General features: G+C 57.5%; 24 protein-coding genes. 11 read left to right on the top strand and 13 right to left on the bottom strand.

Annotation, left to right across the window (positions count from 1 at the left end):
• The first annotated feature begins 87 nt into the window (after window positions 1–87).
• The 3 genes from ACZ439_RS10590 to ACZ439_RS10580 all read left to right on the top strand — a co-directional run bounded on the left by ACZ439_RS10590 (window position 88) and on the right by ACZ439_RS10580 (window position 1,469).
• Complete coding sequence (locus tag ACZ439_RS10590) at window positions 88–207, top strand: sporulation protein YjcZ (protein ID WP_201317622.1); 120 nt, start codon at window positions 88–90, stop codon at window positions 205–207.
• Between the two features lie 186 nt (window positions 208–393).
• Window positions 394–699 carry a DUF2325 domain-containing protein gene (locus ACZ439_RS10585; RefSeq protein ID WP_054795782.1) on the top strand — a complete coding sequence of 102 codons (306 nt, stop codon included), beginning with the start codon at window positions 394–396 and terminating at the stop codon, window positions 697–699.
• Between the two features lie 134 nt (window positions 700–833).
• A complete protein-coding gene (locus tag ACZ439_RS10580; protein WP_127606789.1) occupies window positions 834–1,469 on the top strand; it encodes a stalk domain-containing protein in 636 nt (211 codons plus the stop codon).
• Between the two features lie 89 nt (window positions 1,470–1,558).
• On the opposite strand, the gene ACZ439_RS10575 is transcribed toward ACZ439_RS10580, so the two are convergent.
• Window positions 1,559–1,819 carry a hypothetical protein gene (locus ACZ439_RS10575; RefSeq protein WP_127606791.1) on the bottom strand — a complete coding sequence of 87 codons (261 nt, stop codon included), beginning with the start codon at window positions 1,817–1,819 and terminating at the stop codon, window positions 1,559–1,561.
• Window positions 1,820–1,930: 111 nt separating this feature from the next.
• Window positions 1,931–2,032, bottom strand: coding sequence for a sporulation protein YjcZ (locus ACZ439_RS10570; RefSeq protein WP_127606794.1), 102 nt, complete (start codon window positions 2,030–2,032; stop codon window positions 1,931–1,933).
• 361 nt (window positions 2,033–2,393) lie between these two features.
• On the opposite strand from ACZ439_RS10570, the gene ACZ439_RS10565 reads away from it, so the two are divergent.
• Together ACZ439_RS10565 and ACZ439_RS10560 are read left to right on the top strand one after the other, a co-directional pair.
• Window positions 2,394–2,738: a hypothetical protein gene (locus ACZ439_RS10565; RefSeq protein ID WP_054795785.1), complete on the top strand. Its 345-nt coding sequence runs from the start codon at window positions 2,394–2,396 to the stop codon at window positions 2,736–2,738.
• Entirely contained in the window at window positions 2,738–3,466 is a 729-nt protein-coding gene (locus ACZ439_RS10560; protein ID WP_464620995.1) for an HD domain-containing protein, read from the top strand. The genes ACZ439_RS10565 and ACZ439_RS10560 overlap by 1 nt, the downstream gene beginning before the upstream one ends.
• A 13-nt stretch (window positions 3,467–3,479) precedes the next feature.
• Here the strand turns inward: ACZ439_RS10560 and ACZ439_RS10555 are convergent, their stop codons facing one another.
• The 3 genes from ACZ439_RS10555 to ACZ439_RS10545 form a co-directional block, all read right to left on the bottom strand.
• Window positions 3,480–3,818: a L,D-transpeptidase gene (locus ACZ439_RS10555; RefSeq protein ID WP_054795792.1), complete on the bottom strand. Its 339-nt coding sequence runs from the start codon at window positions 3,816–3,818 to the stop codon at window positions 3,480–3,482.
• Between the two features lie 68 nt (window positions 3,819–3,886).
• Window positions 3,887–4,183 (bottom strand): Rieske (2Fe-2S) protein, encoded by a 297-nt coding sequence (locus tag ACZ439_RS10550; protein WP_054795786.1) that lies wholly within the window; start codon window positions 4,181–4,183, stop codon window positions 3,887–3,889.
• Window positions 4,184–4,235: 52 nt separating this feature from the next.
• Window positions 4,236–5,885, bottom strand: a complete 1,650-nt coding sequence (locus ACZ439_RS10545; RefSeq protein WP_127606798.1) for a hydroxysqualene dehydroxylase — start codon at window positions 5,883–5,885, stop codon at window positions 4,236–4,238.
• 198 nt (window positions 5,886–6,083) lie between these two features.
• On the opposite strand from ACZ439_RS10545, the gene ACZ439_RS10540 reads away from it, so the two are divergent.
• Entirely contained in the window at window positions 6,084–6,290 is a 207-nt protein-coding gene (locus ACZ439_RS10540; protein WP_054795787.1) for a MarR family transcriptional regulator, read from the top strand.
• 122 nt (window positions 6,291–6,412) lie between these two features.
• On the opposite strand, the gene ACZ439_RS10535 is transcribed toward ACZ439_RS10540, so the two are convergent.
• Window positions 6,413–6,886, bottom strand: coding sequence for a DUF1905 domain-containing protein (locus ACZ439_RS10535; protein ID WP_054799134.1), 474 nt, complete (start codon window positions 6,884–6,886; stop codon window positions 6,413–6,415).
• Window positions 6,887–7,000: 114 nt separating this feature from the next.
• Window positions 7,001–8,137 (bottom strand): MFS transporter, encoded by a 1,137-nt coding sequence (locus tag ACZ439_RS10530; RefSeq protein WP_464621125.1) that lies wholly within the window; start codon window positions 8,135–8,137, stop codon window positions 7,001–7,003.
• Window positions 8,138–8,367: 230 nt separating this feature from the next.
• On the opposite strand from ACZ439_RS10530, the gene ACZ439_RS10525 reads away from it, so the two are divergent.
• Entirely contained in the window at window positions 8,368–10,365 is a 1,998-nt protein-coding gene (locus ACZ439_RS10525) for an ABC transporter substrate-binding protein (protein ID WP_464620994.1), read from the top strand.
• Window positions 10,366–10,528: 163 nt separating this feature from the next.
• Here ACZ439_RS10525 and ACZ439_RS10520 read toward each other — a convergent pair whose 3' ends face one another.
• On the bottom strand, window positions 10,529–11,002 hold the full coding sequence (locus ACZ439_RS10520) for a hypothetical protein (protein ID WP_054797561.1): 474 nt from the start codon (window positions 11,000–11,002) through the stop codon (window positions 10,529–10,531).
• A gap of 187 nt (window positions 11,003–11,189) precedes the next feature.
• On the opposite strand from ACZ439_RS10520, the gene hisC reads away from it, so the two are divergent.
• Complete coding sequence (hisC, locus tag ACZ439_RS10515; protein ID WP_464620993.1) at window positions 11,190–12,332, top strand: histidinol-phosphate transaminase; 1,143 nt, start codon at window positions 11,190–11,192, stop codon at window positions 12,330–12,332.
• Window positions 12,333–12,467: 135 nt separating this feature from the next.
• Here the strand turns inward: hisC and ACZ439_RS10510 are convergent, their stop codons facing one another.
• The 3 genes from ACZ439_RS10510 to ACZ439_RS10500 all read right to left on the bottom strand — a co-directional run bounded on the left by ACZ439_RS10510 (window position 12,468) and on the right by ACZ439_RS10500 (window position 16,711).
• On the bottom strand, window positions 12,468–13,916 hold the full coding sequence (locus ACZ439_RS10510) for a hypothetical protein (protein WP_372813764.1): 1,449 nt from the start codon (window positions 13,914–13,916) through the stop codon (window positions 12,468–12,470).
• A 123-nt stretch (window positions 13,917–14,039) separates the two neighbouring features.
• Entirely contained in the window at window positions 14,040–14,612 is a 573-nt protein-coding gene (locus ACZ439_RS10505; RefSeq protein WP_054797562.1) for a thymidine kinase, read from the bottom strand.
• A 263-nt stretch (window positions 14,613–14,875) separates the two neighbouring features.
• Window positions 14,876–16,711 carry a PAS domain-containing sensor histidine kinase gene (locus ACZ439_RS10500; RefSeq protein WP_464620992.1) on the bottom strand — a complete coding sequence of 612 codons (1,836 nt, stop codon included), beginning with the start codon at window positions 16,709–16,711 and terminating at the stop codon, window positions 14,876–14,878.
• Window positions 16,712–17,040: 329 nt separating this feature from the next.
• On the opposite strand from ACZ439_RS10500, the gene gltB reads away from it, so the two are divergent.
• The 3 genes from gltB (at window position 17,041) to ACZ439_RS10485 (ending at window position 23,693) form a co-directional block, all read left to right on the top strand.
• Window positions 17,041–21,636, top strand: coding sequence for a glutamate synthase large subunit (gene gltB, locus ACZ439_RS10495; protein ID WP_054800007.1), 4,596 nt, complete (start codon window positions 17,041–17,043; stop codon window positions 21,634–21,636).
• Between the two features lie 16 nt (window positions 21,637–21,652).
• Window positions 21,653–23,137, top strand: a complete 1,485-nt coding sequence (locus ACZ439_RS10490; protein WP_054800006.1) for a glutamate synthase subunit beta — start codon at window positions 21,653–21,655, stop codon at window positions 23,135–23,137.
• 166 nt (window positions 23,138–23,303) lie between these two features.
• The gene (locus tag ACZ439_RS10485) at window positions 23,304–23,693 is read left to right on the top strand and encodes a hypothetical protein (RefSeq protein ID WP_464620991.1); all 390 of its coding nucleotides are present in this window, start codon (window positions 23,304–23,306) and stop codon (window positions 23,691–23,693) included.
• Between the two features lie 93 nt (window positions 23,694–23,786).
• Here the strand turns inward: ACZ439_RS10485 and ACZ439_RS10480 are convergent, their stop codons facing one another.
• Complete coding sequence (locus ACZ439_RS10480) at window positions 23,787–24,302, bottom strand: hypothetical protein (protein ID WP_054797564.1); 516 nt, start codon at window positions 24,300–24,302, stop codon at window positions 23,787–23,789.
• A 61-nt stretch (window positions 24,303–24,363) separates the two neighbouring features.
• A complete protein-coding gene (locus ACZ439_RS10475) occupies window positions 24,364–26,160 on the bottom strand; it encodes an ABC transporter substrate-binding protein (protein ID WP_054800005.1) in 1,797 nt (598 codons plus the stop codon).
• Window positions 26,161–26,175: the final 15 nt, after the last annotated feature.

Here is a 26,175-nt window from a genome sequence, read left to right as displayed (position 1 = left end):
CATACCGATTCCCGCTCAGGACATATATTGAACCATGTTCGCGGGAGAGTGACCCACGGCTAACTCAACAGAGGGAGTGGATCGCGAATGGGTGCTGCGGGTGCAGGCTTCGGATGGGGCGGCGGTTACTTTACGACAACGGGCGTTATTTTGGTTCTCTATATTTTGCTGGTCATCATCTTGTTTGCCGTTCTCTATTTCATCTAAGTGACGAGACTGTCCTCGCCGCATCGCGAATTTCCCGCGATGCGGCTTTTTGGCCATTATCCAGGGAGTCTAGAAAAATAAGCCGGGTAAGGTTGACATTATCGTTGAGAACCATTATCATTGATTTATAAGGAATTGAGAATGATTATCATTGATGATAAATACATAGATAAGGGAGATTAGAGCATGCCGTCGATATTGGTCGTAGGCGCCGATCATTTGGGCAATATGCCCGAACATTTGGCGGAAATCGGATTTGATGATGTGGTGCATATGTCGGGTCGCAAGTGCCAAATGGTGCGTAAAGGTATTCCGGATAAGGTTGACGCGGTGCTCGTGCTGACCGATTACGTCAACCACAATTTGACCAAAGTGATCAAGCAGCAGGCGAAGGATCAGGAAGTGCCGATTTATTACGCTAAGCGTTCATGGTGTTCCGTGAAGAAGGCGCTTTGCGATTGTGCCGACAGCTGCGAATGGTTGAATAAATAAGAAGTCGGAGCTCGCCCGGCGCACCGCCGGACTCCGAAGCGACGTCCGGTCTTGTGCCGGGCGGTTTTCGCGTTTTCTGGTTGTCATGTATACTAGAGCTATCGGTGACTATCAGAATAAAGGAGCTTACGCCTTTGAAAAAGTTCTTGTTAGGCATGATGTGCGGTGCGGCGCTGACCGCTTCCACAACGCTGTATGCGGCAGACGGGGTTTGGGCGCTGTTGTTTCCGGTCAAGTTTCAATTCGACGGCGAAAGCCGTGACATCGGGTCCCGGTTTACGGTGCTCAATTACGAGGGGCATACGTATGTGCCGCTGCGCTTGATGACGGAAGAGCTTGGAGCGGGCGCCGCTTATGATCAGAAGACGCGAACCGTATCCGTCGTGAAGGAGCCTGTAGGCGGAACGGAGGCCGAGCGGAAAGTATGGGCTGCGCAGTATAGGTTGGAGCGGGGCATGGGGAGCAAGGACGTTAAGCGATGGTTCGGCGACCCGTCTCAAGTGACGTGGATCGATAGCTCGAGCCAGCAGATCTGGCGGTATGATCTCGGAGCCAAGACCGATTATCGCTTCGGGAGCTTGAACGAGACCGACGTGCAAGGACTGAAGCGGGGAGACTTGGACGCACAGCTGTTCATTCGTTGGAACGGCGAAGGCCAAGTAGACCGTTATGATTTGTGGTATACGTCCCGAGCGGATAACGGAGAGCGGCATATTTATACCCATATCGTGTATCCGGACGGATCGACGGCCGGGGCGCTCTATGAATAGCGGCCGTATAGGTTGAACAACTCGGATTACTTCCACGACCAGACTTGCTCAAGAGCCGGCCTTCCCCTTGGAGGAGGACCGGCTCTTCGTCATGACATGGACATCGAGGCGCTCAGCACAACGAAAAACACGATAGCGAAGATCAAATAAAGGACGATCGCGATCGCGGCGATAATTAAGGCGGCTCTCGCATAGTTTCGCTTGTTCGGGTTGGTGCCTTCTCCGAACCCCCAGACGAACAGCATGATGATGTTGACGATCGGAATGGCCAGAATGATCATCGTCAAGATCCAATCCTTGACCGAAAGCTCCTTCGCTTCGCTGCGGTCGATTGTGTGACCCGAAGGCATTCTCCTCACCTCTCTCAAAAGTTATACCTTACCACCATATGTACGTCTTCGCCGTAACATGCAAACGGCCAAAGGTTTCCCTTTGGCCGTAGTTTTGTGCTTTTAGTCAGATTAGATCAACCATGCACGGCTTACGATTACCAACAAGATGAAGAGAACCAAGATGACACCAGTCGATGTAAAACCTCCGCAAGAACAAGAGAAACCACCCATTGTTCATTCCTCCTCTAGAGTTGTTGTTGTTGTGGAGCGTGAGCTCATTAACACATAATCATACTATGTCGCAGGGCATTCGGCTGGATGGGCGAATGCCGCGCAGCCATTGAAAATGGGCAGTCGAACCCATCTTCACACCCGCCTGCTCACGAACGACGTCTGTGTAACAGGCGCTTTTTGCGTTTCTACGGAATTCTTCACCCCTTCCGGTGCAAATATAGAAGAAATATAGTGCGTTGCTTGGGCAATTTCAAAGGCTTTGCGCAAAATAAAGGGACTGCTGTCCTTTTTTGTAAAAAGTCCGAAACTCTTTCCGTGCTTCGGCAGTCTATACTAAGTACAGAAGGAGGCGGAATCCATGAGCATTATTTTTATCCTGTTTGCGGTGTTCGCAATCGTCGTGATCGTAAGCTCGATAGGTAGAAGGAGCGGGCAATCCGGCCCGGGCAGGCGGCATCGCAGCGGGGAAAGCTTCATGTTCCCGCCTGCGTCGTCGTCTTTGGACGACGACATGGCCCGCCGTCATCATCATCATTATAGCGGTTCGGGCGACCTTGATTCGAGACGCTCCACCGATTCAGGCAGTTGGGGCGGCGGGGCTGACGGCGGCGGAAGCGGCTGGGGTGGAGGAGACAACGGCAGCAGCAGTGGCGGCGGTGGTGGAGATACCGGAAGCAGCAGCAGCGGTGGCGGCGGAGATTGATGGAAGGAAGGGAAGATGAACGGGAGATGAACGAAATGAACGAAACGTACCGAGAGCGACTGCTGGAACGCGCACGAACGTATGCGCAGGAGGAAATGGGGCGAGACAGCAGCGGTCACGACTGGCAGCATACGGCCCGGGTGGCCCGCACGGCACGCCTGCTCGCAGAGCGTGAACAGGCGGATGCCTTCCTATGCGAGCTGGCCGCGCTCGTGCACGACATCGCGGACGAGAAGCTGAATCCGAGCAAGGAAGCCGGATTGGATAAAGTGAATACATGGCTGATCGAGAATGGCGCGGCTGAGTCGGATCGCCTGCATGTGATGGACATCATCGCCAATATGTCTTACAACGGCGGACATGGGGGGCAATTGTCTACCCTGGAGGGACGTATCGTTCAGGATGCGGACAGGCTTGATGCGTTGGGTGCGGTAGGTATCGCGCGAACCTTTGCCTATTCGGGCTGGAAAGGGCAGCTGATTTTCGACCCGGACCTCCGCCCGCGCGATTCGATGAGTCAAGAGCAGTACCGCAAGCAGCCGAGTACGGCGATTAATCATTTTTACGAGAAGCTGTTGAAGCTGAAGACGAAGATGAACACGACGGCCGCCCGTGAGCTCGCGGAAGAGCGTCATCGGTATATGGAGGCGTTCCTGGCGCAGTTTTACCGGGAGTTGGGCGTGGAGAACGACTGGGGGACAAGCGTCAGCGCAAAAGACGTGAAGTAATTTCCGGAGCGGACTATGGACGAATCGTAACGCGGTCGCCCACGAAGACGAGCCTGGATAACGCGATTACATCTGCATTGTGCATGCGGATGCAGCCGTGGGAGGACAGTTTTCCGATGGAGGAAGGGTTATTGGTGCCGTGTATTCCGTAATGCGGCTTCGATAACCCTAGCCAGTAGGCGCCAAAAGGCCCTCCGGGGTTCGGTTCTTTGTTAATAATGGTAAATTCGCCGCTGGGCGTGCCGGTCAACATGGTGCCGATGCCGACCGGATACGTCCGATAAACGCGGTTCCCTTCTAACACGTGCAGCTTTCGATCCGAAAGATCTACAATGATACGATAGGTAGGCACAACCAACATCTCCTTTTTCCGAGATGTTACAGTGTACGCAAGCTCGATCCCAAGCGCGCCTTCCGAAGTTAGCCATCCACCTGAGCGATCAGCATCCCGTCCCTGACTACGACCGAATAAGCAGCCAAGCTGCGGGCAGGTACGTTCAGACAAGCGCCCTTATGCGGATCGAAAGACCAGCCGTGCATCGGGCAGACCAACTCTTCATCCTCGATGTCGACAAGCTGGCCGGCGTGCGGGCATTTGCGGGAGACGAGCCGGTAAACGTCACGGTCTTTCAGAAGAAAGCAGGGACGTTGTTCGACCTCGACCTCGACAGGCAGCTTTTGAAATTGCTGCTCTGCGCCCAATACGATTTCTTTCATCCCCTCACCTCAAGCTCCCTAATTCGACATGGCCCGTTCGTCCTCCTACCGGTTACCCGATCGGGGTGAAAATTTTACCATCCCACGGCAGCCCTTTCTTAAACCGTGACTCGTCGTGGATTCGGTACGGCGTCAGCAGAGGGAACTGGTACATCTCCCACACTTTGCACTTGTGCACATCGAGCCCGGAGCGTTCGATAATCGCGTTGACGGCCCGCCGGGCGGCTTCGTTCGCACCTTCCATGGTGGCGAGGTCCGTATTTGTTTTCACGTAATCCGAGGCGAGGAACAAGTTGGGGATGGCGGTGTATGCCTGCGGGCGCAAATTCCACGTGTAAACCTTGTTCACAAGCAGCGGCTCCAAATTGACCGCAACCCCGTCCGGATTCGGCAAATGCACATCCTCGTCGAGGAACCACGAATGCACGTTGTCGTCCTCCAGGACGACGGCCCCGTTCACGTTCAAGCTTTGCTTCAGCTGCGTCCACACTTCTTGCATCACTTCTTCGCGCGTGCACCTCTTCGCGGGTTTGCCGAAGAGGACGCCCGGTGCCTCCCAGTCCGAAATGTCCACGGACAACACGCCTTGAACCATGCCGTCGCCATAATCGGCCAAATCGAAATCAGGCCAAAATTGCTTCTGCGACACGCTGGTCAGCGCCCAAGGCGAATCCATATAGATCATATGGCCGTGGATGATCGGAACGTCCCGCTTCAAATAAAACTGGATGCCGTTCATCCAATCGACATCTTCCGCCAGCTGCCGAATTCCGTCGAGCGTCGGGTCGGCGTGCAGCATCTCGTCAGTGACAAATTGCGCCATCACTTCAACGGGGAAAGCCGCGACGTAATAATCCCCCTGCACCTCGCAGGTTTGCCCGTTCTCCGTAATCGTCGCCCCGCTGATGACGCCGTTCTCGCAATGAATGCGCTCGACCTTGGCTTCCAGATGGTAGTCGACGCCGAGACTTTGCAAATACTCAAGCCACGGGTGAAGCCACACTTCGTTCGTCGGTCCGTCCAACAGCCGATCCGCGCTGCCGCCGGGCACGACCATGTCAAGCATAATTTGGGCGCCAACGGCCCCGACCGTGCTGGTGTTGGCTTCCCGCGCTTTAGCTGCGACCAGAATGCGCGTCATCCCGGCGAATACACGGCGAAACTGGGCCGACTGCTCATCGGCGTTGATAAAGCTCCACCACGGGATGTTCTGGTACTGCTGCTGCCGGCGATCGTCGGAGCTGGTCATGACCTGCCAGATGCGCTCCATGTACAGGCGGATCTCCTCATCGGTCAGTCCGAGATTATTGTCGAACAGCGACTTGAATGCGTCCTTCACATCTTCAATGGAATGTGGAAACTCGGTGAGAAACTCCACCGGAGGCCCGTCCACCCGAGCCAGTCCGAGCCGTGTGCCTTCGACTAAATTGCCGGCGACGCCCTGCTCGTTATCCCCGTAAGGAATCCGTTCCATCGTATCGACAATATGCTTATAGAAACGCGGAAAAAACCGGAATCCATGCTCTCCTGGCAAATCCTTCCGTCCCTCCGTACCGCTTCCCGGCACCGGCATGGAACGGGCTTTACCCCCGGGCAGCCTGCGCATCTCGTACACGGCTACCTCAAACCCTCGTTCCGCCAATTCCTGGGCCGCACTCATACCGGCGACTCCGCCTCCCAATACGACAACCTTCGCGCTCATCGACACCGCTCCCCTAATTATGTATTCCTAGATCTTTTATACCATGAATACATAGGCCTAAGGAATCAAGCTTTGATTAAAATGAGAAAAATAGCAAAAAAAGCGATATTTTACAAAAAGAAACCCCCTCAACCGTCGACAAGGCCGCGAATGTTGTAAAACAACATTCGGCTTGTCCGAAGAGGGGGCTTTAATAATATGCAATTGTCGAATTGCAGCGGGTGCGGCAAACTGCAAACCGGCCGTTTCGAAACGTTATGCACAGATTGCTTGAAGAAACACATTGAGGTTTCGCATCAGATCAAACATTATCTGCAGCTGCATCCGGGAGCCAGCTTGATCGACATTTGCCAGCACACCGGATTGCCGCTGAGCACGGTTAACGAGATCATCAAGCGGGTGTAATCCTCACCAGCGCCAGATCCTGTAAAGCTTCAAGGAATAACAGGCACCGGCGATATGCTGCTCCTTCTCCGGTAACGTTTAGCCCGCGTTCCGGTTTACGTCGTCCGGCAGCCTTGCCCGGATTAGCCCTTCAGCCTTCTGCCTTCAGCGAGCATGCCGATCGCTTTCTCAATCCGGCCGGCACGGGTTTCCGGTTTCTTGGCGGAGACGATCCAGTCGACATACTCCTTGCGATGGGAATACGAAGCTTGCTCGAACCTGGACTCAGCTGCCGGATACTGGCGCAGAGCGGCTGACAAGTCGTCCGGCACCTCGATCGTTCGCTCTTCCGTATCCCGTTCCATAGATACCTTCACGGTATCTCCGGATGCGGCTCCTGCAGCCTCCCTCAGCTCGCGTTTCACGACCAAGTAGTGTGTGCCATCGCCCTGGGGCATGACCGAGCTTCGGTAAGGCACGCCGTTCACGGTTCCTTTGACCTTGACTTGGCCCTTGGCGCCGAACACGCTTTCCACCTGAAACGGCACCTTCACATACGTCCATGTTCCGATTCCTTCCGGTCGGTGAAGCTTGGCTTCAAACTCCATCTTGCGCATCTCCCTCGCTCCCTCTTTCCATCTCGCTTCCCCATCTTTCTGAACTTCCCTTAAAAATCGCTGAGCAGGATGCCCGGCTGACCTCTCAACCAGCGAACGTGTGTTTGACAGGCATTATACCACATCACGCTTGCCGCCGAAAATAAGCCATGCCGCCGTCAGCAGCGCCAAACAGATTGCGCAGGCGCTGCTGAGGCCGTCCGGTCCGAGCGCAGCGAGCAGACCGACGGCGGCCAGCGGCCCAAGCGCGGCCCCGACGTCGATGACGACGGTATACGTGGTCATGAAGGTAACGGCGGATCGGCCTGCAGCTGCATCCGAAGCCATGGCGTCGGTCAGCGTCGTGATCGCGGTGCTGGCCAGCATGACGCCGAGCAGCGCGAGCAGCCAGAGCGGCAGCGGCACCGGCGCGGCCAGCAGCGCGAACGAGACCGCGCCAAGGCCTAGCACGGCGGCATAAAGTCCGCGCCGGTCGGGCAGGGCGTCGGAGCGCTTGCCGATCCACGGCGAGAGCAGCGGCGACCAGCCCCAGCGGATCGCCTGCGCGATCCCGGCGAGGGAGGCGGCGCCCAAGCTTGCGCCAAACAGCGTGATCGCCGTTCCATTCGGCAAGCGGGAGGCGAGCAGGGGGCTGAGCCCGGCCAGGAGGATGCCGAAGAAGACGAACCCCATCCCCAAGCCGGAGCTTAGTGTAAGCACGGCAAAGCGTGAGCTTCGCAGGGAGGCGGCCGTTCGCTGGGGCGGCTGCGTTTCGGGCTGTTTCGCGCCAGCTTTGCTGTGAGCGGCCCGCGCAGGCAAGCGGCGCCAAGCTAGCGGCAGAGCGAGCAGCATAACAGCGCCGAGAACCGCTGCGACGAGGCGCACGCCGAGCACGTCGGCCAGCATGCCACCCAACAGCATGCCGGCCAGGCTGCCCATGCCCATAATGCCGCTGTACCGGCCCAGCAGTTGCCCGCGATTGTCGCCGCCGGGGGCGGACGCATCGAGGATGACGAGGTAACCGCCGATCCGCAGCAGCGACCAGGCGGCCCCCCATAAGGCGCGTGCCGCGAGCAGCAGGGCAAAGCCGCTTCCCAGGCCGAACGCCAATGTGGTCAGGCTGGCCGCTGCGACGGCTGCGGTGATGCCGACGCGGACGGGCATCCGGGCGTACAGCCAGCCGATCAACGGACCGAGCGGCAGCCGGACCAGCCGGTTGACCGACAGCAGGAGGCCGATTTGCCAGAAGGAATCCAGTCCGTACTGCTGCATACCGTAGACCGGCAGCACAATGTACAGCATGGAGTCGCCCAACAAGCAGACGCCCGTAATCCAGGCGATCGCGATAGGCGCGTGTCGTGTATCGTTCATATTGGCGAAACCCGCTTTCTGCGTGAAGTGATAAGGTTTATTGTACGTAGAAAAAAGGGTACAAAAAGGGTAAACTAAACGTAAATAATTTCCCCTTTTCTTGGCAGGGCGGTGAAGGAGTTGAGCGGCGTATGAGGCTGGAGGAACATTACCTGGAGTTGTATCGCGGCCTGCGGCTCCGGTTGACGGATCGTCAGGCGGAGGTGACGCTTCCCGAGCTATCGCAGCTGCTGCATTGCTCGGAACGGAACGTGAAGCTGCTGCTTCGACGTATGCGGGAGCGGCTGTGGATCGAATGGCGCGCCGGGTTAGGACGCGGTCACCGTTCCAGACTGACGTTCGCGGTCGACCCGGAGTCGATGCTGGCGGCGGAGACGGAACGGCTTCTGGCTGAAGGCCGCTTTCAAGAAGTGATGGCATTGACCGAACGGGGGGCTTTTACGGACGAGGGCGCGGCCCGAATGGACGTTTTGCTGCGGGAGGCTTTCGGTTACCGCCTGCAGCCGGGGAGCGGAACAAGCGCTGAAGGCGTGCTGCGTTTTCCGGCTTATCGGATTCCCGCCGCGCTGGACCCGGCTTACACGACCCGGCGAACGGAGCTGCATCTCCTGCGGCAATTGTTCGATACGCTGCTCGTCTACGACGAACTTTCCGGGCGATTCCGACCGGGCCTGGCTCACGAGGCGGAGCGAAACGAGGCCGGAGACCGATGGGTCTTTTATTTACAGAAGCACGTCCGCTTTCACCACGGCAAGCCGTTCACCTCAAGGGATGCAGCGTTTACGTTGCGCAGACTTACCGATCCGGACGCCGGGTCTCCATACGCCTCGTTGTTCGCCGTAGTGAGCGGCATCGAATGTTTGGACGAGCATCGTTTGCTGGTCCGCTTGCATGCGCCTGCGCCCTATCTAGGCTCGCTGCTGGCTTCTCCGGCCGCGTCGATTGTGCCGGCGGAGCTGCCTGCCGACTTTGCTTCGCTGCCGGTCGGAACGGGGCCGTTTCGGTTAAAACGGCCCAACGCCCGCGGCCTGATTCTGGAGGCGTTCGCGGATTATTACTTGCGTCCGGCTCATGTGGACCGGGTGGAGATGTGGCGGTGGCAGCCGATCCGATCGAACGACGGAGCCGTTAGGCTTGAGGGCGATAACGAAGTGGGCGAGTTGAATTTTCGCCATTATCGGGAGCGGGAGGAGGCGGCGCTCGGCCCTCGGTGGCGCGAGGTGGAGCGGATGGACCGCGGCTGCAAATACGTGTGCCTAAACCTGGGCAAGCCCGGTCCGCTGAACGATCCGGCAATGAGAGCATGCATCTTTCGCGCGCTCCGCGATCCGGCCTTTGTCCGGCAGCTGGGCGGCAACCGCGGCGATTTCGCCGATACGTTCATCGGGTACGAAGAAGCAAATGGACAGGCTCCATATTCGGATACGGGTAAAGTCACCGATGCAGGTACAAGCACGAGTACGAGTACGGGTACGGGCACGGGCACGGGCACGGGCACGGGCACGGAGTTAACCGGCCGTATGCAGACTGAATGGATCGTTGGAGCCCGGCAGGCCGAACCGACTGAACAAATCGAACCGGCAACAACGGTTGTCCGTCCGGATCGCCCCTTGCGCATTGTGACCTACCCGGGGGCCGGCCACGAACGGGACGCCGAATGGCTTGAAGGCAGACTTGTGGAATTTGGAATTGCCGCGGAGGTCGAACAGGTCGAATACGAACGCCTGCTAGATGAGGAAACGCTCGCCCGCGCCGATCTTTTCTTATTGGAGCAGCCCGTCGGAGAAGACGCCGAATGGACGCTGCTTACGATTCTGGCGAATCCGGGCGGCCCGGTCCGGCGCTGCTTGCCCGTCTCGACCGAACGGGAGGTCGGGGAGCGGGTTACATATGCGCTTCGGCACGCGAACCGGGAGCGGCGCTTGCGCGACCTGAGGGCGATCGAGACCAAGCTTATCGAAGAGCGGTTTGTCGTACCTTGGTACCGCTGGCGGCAGACCGCCTCTTTTCCGCAGGAGCTGGAGGGGGTTACAATTAATGCGCTGGGTTGGGCCGATTACAGGAACGTATGGTTTCGCGCGGGTTTGAAGGACGAAGCGATGTCGTCAGCCGAGAGAATAACGCCATGATAGGCTGAAAATAGCGTGAGTCGAAGAGCGGAACGTCAAGGACGGCGGCGGTCGCAACCGCACAATGCTCCAAGCGTGAGCGGCGTTGCGGCCCTCGTGTTCAGGTGCTTCGTGGCGAAAGCTTTGAAAAACCGTTCGTCCGAACGGTTTTTCAAAGCTTTTATCACTGGGGTGGCTTGTTGTCCGGAGTCTGCTCTTTGGAGCCGTTGAACAGCGCTTCGGTGAGCGACTTCAGTTTATCCATCAGCTTGCCGTAGCCGAAGCCGACCAGGAACGCAATGCCGATTTTGGCATAAACGCTGTTACCCGTTTGCAGCAGCATAATGCCGCTTTGAAACAGCACGATCGTCATGACGGAAGCCCCGGCGCATTTGATCGGGCGCAGCAAATACCAGACCAGCCACCGCTCGGTCAGTTGATCGTAATATTCATGCAGCAAGCGCAAAGCGTACAGCGTGCCGCCGATGGCGCCGGCTAATGCGTAATAAGCGTAGTGCTCCAAACCGGCCATATGGACGCCGAGTACGGAGGTTACCGTGCCGCTTTTAAGGAGTCCCCCGAACCAAAAGCTGCCGACGAACCAAGCGAGCAAATAACCGATGATGCCGAACTTATAACTGGGACGTACCGGAATCATGGATGTCCCTCCTTTGCTTGTACCGGATGGTACATCATATGCAGGAGGCTTTCGCTGCGTGTTTGTTGCCTGCTTCCCGGGTATGCCTATAAACAAATGCTTTACTTTATTAACGCATTAATGTAATATTTATTTATTGAAGTAAAGCAATAAAGCAGATTGTGCGAAAAGGAGTCTCGATCACGCTATGAACAACGATCAACGAATGCAGGCAGAAGCGCCGGCACAGGGCGAGGTGCGGCCGCGCAAAGTGTTGGACCGCTTGAAGCCTTACTCGCCGGGCAAGCCGATTTGGGAGGTGCAGCGGGAGCTTGGACTCGAACGCGTCGTTAAGCTCGCTTCCAACGAAAATCCGCTCGGTCCGTCCCCCCGGGCGCTGGAGGCGATCCAAGCGGCGCTCCCGGACATTCACCGGTATCCCGACACGCAGTCGGTGCTGTTGAAGGAAGCGCTGGCGCAGGAGCTGCAGCTGCGGACGGAGCAGCTGGTTGTGACGAACGGGGGGGACGAGCTGATCACGCTGCTCTCCGAAACGTTCCTCGAGCCCGGCGACGAGATCGTGGCGCCCTCCCCGACGTTCAGCGAATATGAATTCGGCGCGCACCTGATGGATGCGCGCGTTGTCTCCGTTCCGCTTGCCGAAGGCTTCCGCTATGAAGCCGCTTCGCTGTTAGCCGCCGTGAACGAGCGGACCAAGCTGGTCTGGCTGTGCTCCCCGAACAACCCGACCGGCACCTACATGCCCCGGCAGGAGCTGGAGCGTCTTCTGGCCGGGCTGCCGCAGGGCGTCCTGCTCGTGTACGATGCGGCTTATTGCCATTATACAGCCGCGGAGGATTATACCGACGGATTGGAGTTCGTCCGGGCCGGGAGGCCGGTGATTGTGCTCCAAACGTTCTCCAAAGCATACGGACTGGCCGGAATTCGCGTCGGCTTCGGCGCTGCGCCGGAAGCGATTATCCGCCGCATTATGCAGGTGAAAGAGCCTTTCAACGTCAACGCGCTTGCCCAGACGGCAGCAGCGGCTGCGCTATCCGACAAGGAGCATGTGCTCCGTTCGAGAGCGCTTAACGCACAGGGAAGGGAGCGGCTGTACGCAGGCTTGGACCAGCTCGGGCTCGCCTATACGCGGAGCATGAGCAACTTTGTGCTGGTCGAGCTGGGAGCGCGCGCCCATGAACTGTTCCGGGCGCTGATGGCCAAAGGGGTTATCGTTCGTTACGGCGATATATGGGGGCTGCCGCGGCATATCCGGGTTAGCATCGGCACCGAGGAGGAGAACATTTTTTTCCTCGAATGTCTCGAACAAGTCCTTCAAGAATCGCGATAAGCGAGAGCGGGAAGAAACAAGGGACGGAGCGAATCGCACGCATTCGCTCCGTCCCTTGTTTCGGGTTATTCTGCTCTAGCTTATGGCTGTTCACCTGCTGGTAGAACCCCGTGTCAGCAGCTGCCCATGGCCCGGTCAACGTTCAAGCCGGCTTTTGCGCCATTCCCGCACAAGCCGCACGATCGTGACGATGCCCAGACCGAAGGCGACGGCGACGCCGGTCATGGCTACGAGCAAGGCCATGTACTGAAACGCCGAATAGTTTGCGAAACGGCTTAGATCGGTCGGCTCCTTCAAATCTTCGACGACCAGGTTCATGCCGAAAATACCGCTGACGACCGTGTAAATCGTCAGGATGAGCAGCAAATAATTCGAGCGTTTGGCAGCGAAGTTTTCCTCGTATTTGAACAAATCGTCCAGCGTCCGTTTCACGTCCCCGTACAACGTTTCGATCCCCAGACGCTCGCGCAGCCGAACGTACATGTCTTTGCCTTGCGACTGCGATACCGCTTCTATAAAGAAATTTTTCGACGAGAACGTCGTAATATCGCGAATCAGCTTCTCGATTTTATCCGGGTCCTTATCGATCTGCACATGGGAGTAACGGTTGGATAATTTGAGGAGTACAATTTTGTGAAAAAGATTGATCAGCAGCGCGTAATAGTATTCGCCGTATATATGGCTGACGAGCTGCTTCACCCGGTGGCCGGATTGTCTCGTTAGACAGACGGACGACGTCTCTTCAATCATATACCACGTTTCCGGCGACCAACGGTCGTATATGCGCTCGCTGCAGAAACGTTCGATATAGGCGGTGTTGCAGGCGCTGACGTAAGGCCTGCCCCGATCGTCCATGCCGTCGAGCCGGGAGGCTCTGTAAGCGTCGACCGTCGTGATTTCTTCCTGCCGTTCGAAGGCAAGCAGGCCCTGCACATACATCCGCTCATCGACAAAATAGGGGAGCTTCTCGAAGAACGATTCTTCCAGGTCCGACTCGTCCAGGAACCGTGTCAACGCCGGCACGACCGTTTTGAAAATAAAGTCCTCCACTTCCTCGGACTCGCAGTCCGCCGCCCCGATGCGGATGTTCCGCTCCGCCTCGTTCATGCTTTGCAGCATGCGAAACCGGCTGGCGAACGCCAGCGCCTGCGAGAACGTGAACGCAGGCTCGCCCCCATCCGTCAATTCCACCCGCAAGGTCAGAAAGCCGATATCGAAGGGGCAAACGAACATGTCCGCGGCATGCAGATGAAAGCGCCAATGGTGTTCATTCGCGGTCATGCGGCACGGCAAATCGATGCGTTTGGAATAACGCCGAAAGGCGTGTGCATCGGGCTGCCGGGGGAAAATCATATTTTTGGCGAAAGGAAGAAAGAACTTCTCGAGCCGGCGGTGGGAAACTTCGCAACCGCTGCCGTAGAATGCGGTTTCCAGCTCCTCCTGCTGCAGCGAGAAGGAAACGAAGCCGTCCGTGAGCAGCTCGCGTTCCAGCTTGTCCTGACAGTTATGGTCCAAGGAAAACGGAAAAATAAATTGAAATTGAGCGGCCCGCAGCCGCTTCTCGTGAAGAGCGATTCCGCTCATATCCATCTCTCCCTGTCTCGGTGAATCTCTAGTTAAGTAATACACCGAATGGGCCGTTCTCAATCAAAGTGAGCCTGGAACATGAAAAAGCCTTATCCTGCGGCTGCAAGGATAAGGCCGGACTTAAAGCTTCGGATTCGCGTGACATTTGCGGCATACCGGGTAATAGGCGTCATTCCCGCCGATTTGAATTTGCTCGCCGGTGTAGACCGGTTTGCCTTGCGCATCGACCCGGAGATTCATGGTCGCCTTGCGCTCGCAAAACCAGCAGATCGTCTTCATTTCTTCAATTTTGTCGGCGTACAGCAGCATATATTTGCTGCCCTCGAACAGCTCGTTCTGAAAGTCGTTTTTCAACCCGAAGCCCATAACGGGAATGCGCAGCTCATCGACGATACGCGCCAGCTGCATGATTTGCTCCTTGCCCAGAAACTGCACTTCGTCGACCAGGATGCAGGAAATGCCTGCGGCGTTCGCTTGCACCGACGCGAACACGTCCGTATGCGCGTAAATGGGAATGGCCTCGCGACGCAAACCGATGCGCGAGGAGACATAGCCGACTTCGTCGCGGTCATCGACCGCCGAGGTGAAAATAAGCACGGATTTGTTTTGTTCCTCGTAGTTGTGCGCTACCTTCAAAATTTCTATCGATTTTCCGCTGTTCATTGCGCCGTATCTAAAATACAATTGGGCCATGCGATAGTTACACCCCGCTTGATAGAATGACGCAACCTATCATATCATACGGGTTTGGATTTTGAAATGGGTGAAGCGTTCGGGAAAATTCCCTAAGACCCGACGTAACACAAACGATAATTCGACAAATTTCGAGGAAATGGCCGCCGGCCATTCGAGGGGAAGCATGATCCGAAGGGACAGGCTTCCATCGGGCGACGGGGAAGGCGCGCACAGACAAAAACCGCTCTTCCGTCGGGAACAGAGGAGCGGTTTAAGCAGGTTTATCCAATGGGAAGCGTAATTTTCACGACGGTTCCCCGGTCCGGTTCGCTTTTGATTTCGAGACGGCCGTTATGCTCGGTGATGATCTTTTGGCTGATCATAAGTCCGAGGCCGGAGCCGTTCTCCTTTGTCGTAAAGAACGGTTCGCCCAGCCGCTTGAGCACGTCGCCCGGGATGCCCGGACCGTTGTCGGAGAAGACGACTGTCACATAGCGAGGGTCGGTTTGCTCCACGGCGATTTGGATCCTGCCGCCGCCGGTTATCGCTTCCATCGCATTTTTTACAATATTAATAAACACTTGCTTCAATTGATTCTCTTCGCAATGAATGGACGGCAGGTCGCCGTGAATTTGCGTGTCGAACTGAATGTTGTTCAGATTTGCCTGCGATTCAAGCAAGGATACGACGTGGACGAGAATCGGCGAGAGCGGGCGCTGCTGGAACGCGGCGGCTTGCGGCTTGGCCAGCAGCAGCAGTTCATTGATGATTTGTTCGATGCGGTCCAGCTCGGACATCATAATATCCAAATATTGCTCTTTATAATGAGCGCCTGTTTTCATAAACTGCGTAAATCCTTTGAGCGAGGTCAGCGGGTTGCGGATTTCATGCGCCACGCCTGCCGCCAGTTGGCCGGCGACGGATAATTTCTCCGAGTTGCGCAGCAGCTCCTCGGTTTTCTTATGCTCGCTGATATCTCGCCCGATGATGCAGATGCCGGTAATCTCGTTGTCGGAGCCGACAACCGGGGATATCGTCAAGCTGAGATCGAGCATGGCGCCGTCCTTGCGACGGCGCTTGGTTTCGAACCCGGAAATTTGCTTGCCCTGCAACGCTTGGCGGTACAGCAGCTCCGATTCGATCAGCAGCTCGTCCGGAACATTCGGCGGCTGTTCGCCCAGCAGCTCTTCCTTCGAGTAACCGAACGTCTCGACGAACGCTTTATTGACTTGAATAAGCCGGAAATCGGCATCCAAAATCGAGATGTTGTCGGCCGCGTGCTCGATCATGGATTTTAACTGCTGTTTGGTTGCGCGCAGCGTTTCTTCCTGGTTCTTAAGCGCCGTGACATCGCGCAAAAAAATCGACAAACCATTCTTGGACGGATGGCAGCTGACCTCAAGCCACTTGTCAAGCATCTGGAAATAATAAGTGAAATAAACGGGAGCGGCATCATCCATCGCCCGCTGGCATTGCTTATAAAACCCCGAGTTGATCCATTCCGGCAGCACGGTGTGCAGGCTCCGGTTCAGCAGTTCATCGCGGTTGTGCTCAAGCAGCAGCTCCGCGCCTCTGTTCACGTATACGAATTCGTTTTTGCGGTTGAGCATCACGTAGGCGTCCGTCATCATTTCCATTAATGAAGTCATGCGTACGAGCGCTTCGGTTAACGATTCCTCGAGCCCTTTACGTTCTGAAATGTCCTGCGTTTGCAAATAAATATAAGAGGGCAGCGCATTCTCTCCGTACAGACCGTAGGCGTTTACATTTAACCACACGGTGCTTCCGTCCGCCCGTATCCAGCGTAGTTCCGCTTCGTAACGGGGCAATTGCCCGGCGACCATCTGGCTCAAGTGATGCATGCATAATAGAAGCTCTCCCGGGTGGAGCAGCGACTGCAAATTCATCTTCTGCAGCGTTTCGGGTCCGTACCCGAGCTGTCGGCTAAGCGAATCTCCGGCGAGCACCAGGTTGCAGTCCGTATCCAGCAGAACGGCTCCGGCCTGGGAGCTGGTGAAGCTTTTTAAAGCCAATTCGACAAGAATCCCTTCCAAGCTGACGCTTTCGCCCTGCCGCAGCTTCTCAGGCATTCGATCGCGGGCAATCCGGTCATCCATGCCACCATTTCCTCCATGCATTACGATATGCAAATAACATTCGTCAAAAATCTACATATCCCTCTTTTTGGTTGAGAGCAATGTCAGAAATAATCAGATTATATATGAAATTTTAGACAATAAAGCGCTCTTTTTTTAAATTGCTATAATAAGAATGGAATGTTAATATAAGACATATTATCTGTATGGTTCATAGATTTCCACAGTTTGGGCGCGGCGGAGAAGCTCCCATTCTTCCGCATCGATCCCCCTAGACAGCTTCGTACCCATGCCCATCGGACTGGACAGTATTCAACAAAAAATCCGTAGATGAGAGGAAAGCGCGAGGAATGAACAGAACAGGTTTACCCGTGAAGCAAGGTCTTTACGACCCGGCCCAAGAGCATGACGCTTGCGGCATCGGTTTCGTCGCCCATCTGAAAGGTTATCCCTCCCACGATATTGTGACATCGGCGCTTACCGTGCTTTGCAATTTGGATCATCGCGGCGGTCAAGGTTGCGAAACGAATACGGGAGACGGCGCGGGCATCTTATTGCAAATTCCGCATAAGTATTTCCGTAAGGCTTGTGGTACGGAGGGAATCGAATTGCCGGCGGCAGGCCGTTACGGCGTAGGGATGATCTATTTGCCGCAAGAGGTGGAGACTCGCATCGCCTGTGAGCAGCTTGTGGAGCAGGCGGTCCGCGATGCGGGGCAGCGGCTGCTCGGCTGGAGAACGGTGCCGACGAACAACGAAACGCTCGGCGATTCGGCGAAGGGCTCCGAACCGTATGTCAGGCAAATTTTTATCGGCGCTTCCGAGGACGCGGCGGAGGAGCTCTCCTTCGAACGGAAGCTGTATGTCATCCGCAAAAGTTCCGAGAACGGCGCAAGGCGCCTTGAGGGCGGCGGCGCCTTGTATGTCGCCAGCTTGTCGAGCCGCACGATCGTATATAAAGGCATGTTAACCCCTGAGCAAGTGGACCGCTACTACATCGAATTGCAAGACCCCGACTTCGAATCGGCCTTGGCGCTGGTTCACTCCCGTTTCAGCACGAATACCTTCCCCAGCTGGGAGCGTGCACACCCTTACCGTTACCTCATTCACAATGGAGAGATCAATACGCTTCGCGGCAACGTGAACTGGATGCGTGCCAGACAGGCCGTGTGCCGTACGGAACTGTTCGGCGACGACTACGATGCGATTTTGCCGATCATCGACACGGACGGATCCGACTCGCAGATGTTCGACAATTGTTTGGAATTTCTAATGCTTTCCGGCCGCTCGCTGCCGCATGCGGCGATGATGATGATTCCGGAACCGTGGTCTAAACACGAAACGATGAGCGACGAAAAGAAAGCGTTTTACGAATACCACAGCTGCCTCATGGAACCGTGGGACGGCCCGGCCGCGATCTCGTTCACCGACGGTCGATCGATCGGCGCCGTACTTGACCGCAACGGCCTGCGTCCGGCGCGTTACTATGTCACCAAGGACGACTGGGTCGTGCTCGCGTCCGAAGCGGGCGTGCTGCCGGTGGCGCCGGAGCGCATCGTCTCCAAGCAGCGTCTCCAGCCGGGACGCATGCTGCTCGTCGATACGACGGAAGGCCGGATTATTGCGGACGAGGAGATCAAGGAACGGATCGTGCGGGAGCACCCGTATCGCGAATGGCTGAACGAACATTTGGTTTCGCTCAGCGAGCTGCCGGAGGCCCCGGAGGTGCCCGGCGTATCCGCCGGCGAAGCGCTGCTGCAGCGTCAGCAGGCGTTCGGCTACACGTTTGAGCAATTGCGCAAGGTGCTGGAGCCGATGGCGCGCACCGGTGTCGATCCGATCGGCTCGATGGGCTTTGACGCGCCGCTTGCGGTGTTGTCCGAACGGCCGCAGCTCTTGTACAGCTACTTTAAACAATTGTTCGCGCAGGTGACGAATCCGCCGATTGACGCGAACTTCGAGGAAATCATTACGGCTCAAGGCACGACAATCGGCCCGGAAGGCAGCCTGATCGATCCGAAGCCGGAGAGCTGCCGGCAAATCCGGATCGAAACGCCGATTCTGACGAATGCGGAGCTGGCGAAGCTGCGTCATATCCGACGGGAGGGCTTCCGAACCGCAACGCTGCCGATGGTATTTCCGGCGGCGGACGGCGCGGAGGGGCTGGAGAAGGCATTGGCGGCATTATTCGTGTCGGCGGATGAGGCGATTGCCGGCGGCGCGACGCTGCTCATTTTGTCGGATCGCGGCGTGAACGAGAAGCTGGCGGCGATTCCCGCGCTGCTCGCGGTGTCCGGGCTGCATCACCACTTGATCCGCGAAGGGACGCGTACGAAAGTAGGGCTGCTCGTTGAATCGGGCGAACCGCGCGAGGTGCATCACTTTGCGCTGCTGCTCGGGTATGGGGCCGGCGGGATCAATCCGTATATGGCGATCGAATCGCTTCAGGGCATGATCGATCAAGGGCTGCTGAAGGGCGTTGCCTACGAGAAAGCCGTCTACCACTACGTGAAGGCGGCGACCAAAGGCGTTGTGAAGGTGCTGGCGAAGATGGGCATCTCGACCATCCAGTCGTATCGCGGCGCACAAATTTTCGAAGCGATCGGTTTGGACGCTTCCGTAGTCGACCGTTACTTCACTTGGACGTATACGCCGGTTGGCGGAATAGGCCTGGAGGCGATCGCGCAAGAGGCGCTGCTTCGTCACCGGCGCGCTTTCTCGCCGCAAGAGGGCGTGGATCGGGTGCTTGATACGGGCGGCGAGCTGCAATGGCGCAAGAACGGGGAGGAGCATCTCTATAACCCCGAGACCATTCACGCGCTGCAGACGGCGGTGCGTACGAACAATTATACGATGTACAAAAGCTTCGTGAAGCTGATTCATCAGGAGAACGAGCGTTATATGTCGCTCCGTTCGCTGTTCTCGTTCCGTTCGAATCGCGAACCGGTGCCGATCGAGGAGGTCGAATCCGTCGAATCCATGTTCAGGCGCTTCAAGACAGGAGCGATGTCGTACGGCTCGATATCCAAGGAAGCGCATGAAAGTCTCGCGATCGCGATGAACCGCATCGGCGGCAAGAGCAATACGGGCGAAGGCGGGGAGCATCCGGACCGCTTCCAGCCGGACGGGAACGGCGACCTGCGGCGCAGCGCCATTAAGCAGGTCGCGTCGGGGCGCTTCGGCGTGACGAGTCACTACCTGGTCAATGCCGACGAAATTCAAATCAAGATGGCGCAGGGCGCAAAGCCGGGCGAGGGCGGCCAGCTTCCGGGCTCCAAGGTGTACCCGTGGGTCGCCGAAGTGCGCGGCGTGACGCCGGGCGTTGGCTTAATCTCGCCGCCGCCGCATCACGATATTTATTCGATCGAGGACTTGGCCGAGCTGATCCATGATCTGAAGAATGCCAATCCGCGGGCGCGCATCAGTGTGAAGCTCGTCTCCGAAGTGGGCGTCGGCACGATTGCCGCCGGGGTGGCTAAAGGCAAAGCGGACGTCGTGCTGATCAGCGGCTACGACGGGGGTACGGGCGCTTCGCCGCAAACGTCGATCCGCCATGCCGGTTTGCCGTGGGAGCTGGGCCTTGCCGAAACGCACCAGACGCTTGTGCTGAACAATTTGCGCAGCCGGATTACCGTGGAGACGGACGGTAAGCTGATGACCGGCCGTGATGTTGTGATCGCCGCGCTGCTGGGTGCCGAGGAGTTCGGTTTCGCCACGACGCCGCTCATTGCGCTTGGCTGCATCATGATGCGCGTCTGTCATCTCGATACGTGCCCGGTCGGTGTGGCCACGCAAAACCCGGAGCTGCGCAAACGATTTGCCGGCGATCCGCAGCATGTCGTGAATTTCATGCATTTTGTGGCGCAGGACGCGCGCGAGCTGATGGCGGAGCTCGGCTTCCGCACGATCGAAGAGATGGTCGGGCACACCGAAATCTTGGAGACGAAGCAAGCGGTGCAGCACTGGAAAGCGAAGGGCATCGATTTGTCGCCGCTGCTCTATCAGCCGGAGGTCGGGGAGGAGGTCGGTCGCTTCTGCTCCATGCAGCAGGATCACGGACTCGACCGGTCGCTCGATGTGCAGGAGCTGATGGCGATCTGCGAACCGGCGCTTGAACGGCGGGAGAAAGTGCATGCGATTGTGCCGGTGCACAACGTGAACCGCGTCGTCGGCACGATCGTCGGCAGCGAAGTGACCCGGCGTTACGGCAAGGAAGGCTTGCCGCACGACACGATCCGGCTGCACTTCAACGGCTCGGCCGGTCAAAGTTTCGGCGCCTTCGTGCCCGGCGGAATGACGCTCTCGCTCGAGGGCGACGCGAACGATTACTTCGGCAAGGGGCTTTCCGGCGGCAAGCTGGCCATTTTCCCATCGGAGAAATCGACGTTCATCGCCGAAGACAACATCATCATCGGGAACGTGGCGTTCTACGGGGCGACGGACGGGGAAGCTTACATTCGCGGGATGGCGGGCGAACGCTTCTGCGTACGCAACTCCGGGGTGCGCGCCGTCGTGGAAGGCGTCGGCGACCACGGCTGCGAATACATGACAGGCGGCCGTGTCGTGGTGCTGGGTCCGACCGGGCGCAACTTTGCGGCAGGCATGTCGGGCGGCATCGCTTATGTGCTTGACGAGCACGGGACGTTCGCCGACCAGTGCAACAAGGAGATGGTGCTGCTGGAGAACGTGGAGGAAGTGTACGAGGCTGAAGAGCTGAAGAACATGATCCAGCACCACGAGACGTATACGGGCAGCGCTGTGGCGCACCGTATTTTGCACAATTGGGAGCACTATTTGTGGAAATTCGTGAAGATCATTCCGAAGGATTACAAGCGGATGTTCGAAGCGATCGAGCGCGTGAAGCGTTCCGGCTTATCCCAGCAGGATGCGATGCTGGTCGCTTTTGAGGAAAATATGAAAGACGTCTCGCGCGTCAGCGGCAACTAAAGGAGGAACGATCGAAATGGGTAAACCTACCGGTTTTATGGAGTTTGAGCGCGAGGTCCCGATCGACAACGGTCCTCTGCTGCGCATCGCGCATTGGCAGGAATTCAGCATCCCTTTGACGGAAGAGAAGCTGCAGCAGCAGGGCGCACGCTGTATGGATTGCGGAATCCCGTTCTGCCATACGGGCAAAATCATCAGCGGTATGGCCGCCGGCTGCCCGGTCAACAACCTGATTCCCGAGTGGAACGACCTCGTCTATCGCGGGCAATGGCGGGAAGCGCTGGATCGTCTGCATAAGACGAACAACTTCCCCGAGTTTACGGGACGCGTCTGTCCGGCGCCTTGCGAGGGCTCCTGTACGGTCGGCCTGAACGGCTCGCCGGTGACGATCAAAAACATCGAGAAGTCGATTATCGACCGCGGCTTCGCCGAAGGCTGGGTCGTGCCGAACCCGCCGAAGACGCGTACCGGCAAGAAGGTCGCCGTCGTCGGCTCAGGCCCGTCCGGGCTCGCCGCCGCGGCGCAATTGAACCAAGCCGGCCACACCGTTACGGTGTACGAGCGCGCGGACCGTCCGGGCGGCTTGCTGATGTACGGCATCCCGAACATGAAGCTGGATAAGAAATACGTGCAGCGCCGGGTTGAGCTGCTTGCTGCCGAAGGCGTTACCTTCGTAACGGGTACGGAAATCGGCAAGGACCTTCCGGCATCGAAGCTCAAGGAAGAGAACGACGCGGTCGTCTTGTGCGGCGGAGCGACCTTGGGCCGCGACCTGAAGATCGAAGGCCGCGAGCTGAAGGGCATCCATCTGGCGATGGAATTCCTGTCGAAGAATACGAAGAGCTTGCTCGACTCCGGACATCAGGACGGCGCTTTTATTTCGGCCGAAGGCAAGCATGTCGTCGTCATCGGCGGCGGCGATACCGGCACGGACTGCGTCGGCACCTCCATTCGCCATAAGTGTGCGAGCGTGACGCAGTTCGAGATTATGCCGAAGCCGCCGGAAAAGCGTCAACCGAACAACCCGTGGCCGGAATGGCCGAAGGTGCTCAAGGTCGACTACGGCCAAGAGGAGGCGGCGGCGGTGCAGGGCGAGGACCCGCGTAAATATATGATCTCGACGAAGAAGTTCGTCGGCGATGAGAACGGACATGTCCAAGAACTTCACACCGTGCTGATCGAGTGGAAGAAGGACGACCAAGGCCGGTTCGTGCCGGTTGAGGTGCCGGGCAGCGAACAGGTGTATCCGGCGCAGCTCGTGCTGCTCGCGATGGGCTTCCTCGGTCCGGAGAATCCGGTGCTTGAGCAGCTTGGCGTTGAACGTGACGAGCGGAGCAACGCCAAAGCGGCTTACGGCCGCTTTGTGACCAACGTCGAGGGCGTGTTCGCCGCCGGGGATATGCGGCGCGGCCAGAGCCTCGTCGTGTGGGCGATCAACGAAGGCCGGGAAGCGGCCCGCGAAGTCGACCGTTATTTGATGGGCTCGAGCAACTTGCCTTAATCGGGCCAACGCGTCTAACCCGTCTCCCTTCGGTCGGAGGCGGGTTGTTTGTCGGGCAGTCTCCATGTGGATTCCGTATGTTTGAATCGGGATGGCCTGCATTTAGTTTATGTAGCGGACAGATATGAGATTCAATCGCGGCGCGGAAGTCGAGGAGGCTGAGAAGGTGCACAAGGAATTGAGAACGATGTTGACGCCTGAGGAACTACAGGCGTTGTTACCCGCCGAAGAGGAGAAGGCCGAACAGGGATACGCCGATCACGTCGGGCGCCAGCTTGCTCAAGAGGTTGCCCAATTGCACAAGGAAATTGCGCGTTTGGAGCAAACCGTCGATCGGCTGACCGACCGGCTGGAGAAGCTGGAGCGGGCCGGTTGTCCGGGCGTCCAGGCGTCCGACCTGGCTTCTATAACCGGGGAGCCGTCGCCCCCTCAGAACCAGGTTGAACCGTTCATGAGGGAGGACGCGCTTCTTCTTCCTTCCCGTACCGAAACGCACGGGCGCAAAAAGACGAAGCCTTATGAAGATACCGGCATTGGCCGATGGTTTTCACTATAACTGGAAAAGGGATGTCCTGAAAGTCGGATGACTTCACGGATGTCCCTTTTATCGTTGATAAGCCTATAAGGAATACTTGCATCAACTTGGGTCTTAACGACGCGGTTTTCTCCTGCGGCGGGGGATCCGGCAGCTGCACACTTTACTGGATCGGTAAGGCGTCGATTTCATCGTAATCGCACGGGAGGAAAATCGCAGCGTCTGCACAATACGCGGCACATCGCGGTTGACCATCCGCTTCAGCAGCCCGATGGGCGTCCCGTACTTGCGGTAATCGTAATCGCCGGTTTTGCGATTGATAAATTCATGCGGCAGCTCCTCCGGCGTCAAATAGGCGAATACGCGCCCGTCGCGGGCCGCAATCAAAGACAAGGGCGAATCCCCATAGCCGAGCCGCAGCCAGTCCTCCTGTGTCATGCGGAACACCAGTATCGTGAAAATATCGTCATACACGTTTCCCTTATACTTAAACCGAAAATGCAGCTCGTATTCCGAGTCGGGGTCCAGCTTTTTTTTACTGACGACACAATAATTCCGCCACCACGACGGAAAACGCAGCGTAAAGCCGTATTTATCGTTCCTGTACAGCAGATCGGACGATTTGGCCACTTCTCCTTCGCTCCTTCCGGTTGCGCTTTCTTCCTACCATCGTATGCGAAGGAGGCTTGGCCTATGGCTTGAACCAGATGTTTTTAAACTGCACCCAGTCCAGGGCGCCCTGCGAAATGCCTTTTACGGAAGTGTGATACACGGTCTTCAGCCGCTTGAAGTATAAAAAGCCAAGCACCCGTCTCGCCGTCAGCAGCGACTCCACTCGCTGCAGCAGCTCAGCCCGTCGCGATTGGGAGGGCTCCAGCAGCGTTTGCCCGAGCAGGGCGGCGACGCTGCTTTTAAGCGATGGCTCCAAATGTCGCTGCATGCTGGTGTAGAGATCGAACAAGCGCAGCTCAGCGTCGTTATCGAGCATGATGGAGAACAGCAGCAGATCGGCGTGCAGCCGCTGCTCGCTCTTGAAAGCCTGTGCGGACAGCAGCTTGACCTCGCAGGCGAAGCCGGCTTCCTGCAGCAGCGCTTGCACAAGCAAAGCGTCTTCTTCGTACTGCATGATCGTACAGATGCGCAGCCTTTGGCCTTGGTAGTCGCTGCGCTTCACGAGCGCCTTCAGCCGTCCGGGTTCATAGGTATACGGCTCCGCCACCGGAGAAGACAAGCCTTCGCCGTACCGGATGAAGCTGTCGGCCGTGTAGATGGCGTCGCCGCCAAGCCTCTCCAGCAGCTTGCCGCGGTCCAAAGCGGCCATGACGAGTCCACGCAGCGCCGGGTCGTTCATCGGCCCCTGCTTCAGCAGGTTGAAGGTTAGAAACCGGCATGTAGCGCCCTGCTGTTGAACCTGCTCCCATTGGTTCGGCGCATCAAGGGGGAGCCGGAAATTATGGATGACCTGGAAGCTTTCCAGCGTTCGGTCGTAATCCTGCGTTTGCAAATTCGGGATATGCCACAGCTCCACCCGGTCCAAATGGGCCCGCCCTTGGAAATAGGAGGGGAATGCCTCCAGCATGCACAACGATTCGTCGAGATGCGTCAGCTTGAACGGCCCCGTGCCGACAGGGGCCAGCGCGAACGACTCCTGCTTGTCCTCGCAGGCATCGGCGGGCACAATCGACGCCCGGTTCGTGCCGGCAAACTGCAGGAACAGCTCGTTCGGCTCGGTTAAGCGCACGCTGACGGTTATCGGATCGACGACGTCGACGCGTTCGATCTGTTGATGAACCCAGCTGTACAGCGCGCCCTCGGACAAGCGCTGCAGCCTGATGAACGTGTAGGCCACATCCTCCGCTGTCAGTTCCCGCCCGTGATGAAACAGCACGCCTTTACGCAGATGAAACGTCCAGATTTTCCGGTCGGCGCTTACCTCCCAGGCGTGGGCGAGATGCGGTTCGATCGTTTGTGTGAGCCGGTTGTACCGCACGAGCGGGTCGAACAGCTGGTGCACAAGGTGCGCCTCCGTCGAGAAATGGATGGTCGCGGGATCGAGTGATTGCAGCGGCTGCGTTAACGGAAAGCGCAGCGTATCCAGCCGTTTGTCGCCAAGCACCTCGCTGGTAATGCCGAAATACCCGCTCAGCCAGCGGTGGAAGCTTTCCTTCACCGTTCCCTCCAGCGTCGAGAGGCTCAACTGCTCCAACGCACCGCGCAAATCTTTGCGCTCCACCAGTTCCTTGGCGAGCAGGAGGGCGATCTCCTCGGCCGGAACGCGGAAAGACAGCAGCGAGCGGTTGCTCCGCCCGCGCTTCGGCGTCCATTCCAGCCATCCGAGGTCCTGCATCTTTTTCAGCAGCAGCTGCGCATTGCGAGGGGAGCAGCCCAGCGCCTCGGCGAGCTCGTTCAAGGTGACGGAGAGCTCATGCTGAACCCCGGCGTGCGGATATTGATCATGCAGACGCATATAATGAGCGGCTAGCTTCATAGCAAACGATCGCCT

It is taken from the genome of Paenibacillus sp. JCM 9796 (assembly GCF_055379675.1).
Note: the sequence above shows the minus strand (reverse complement) of the source record. Positions and strands in the feature narration are given on the sequence as shown.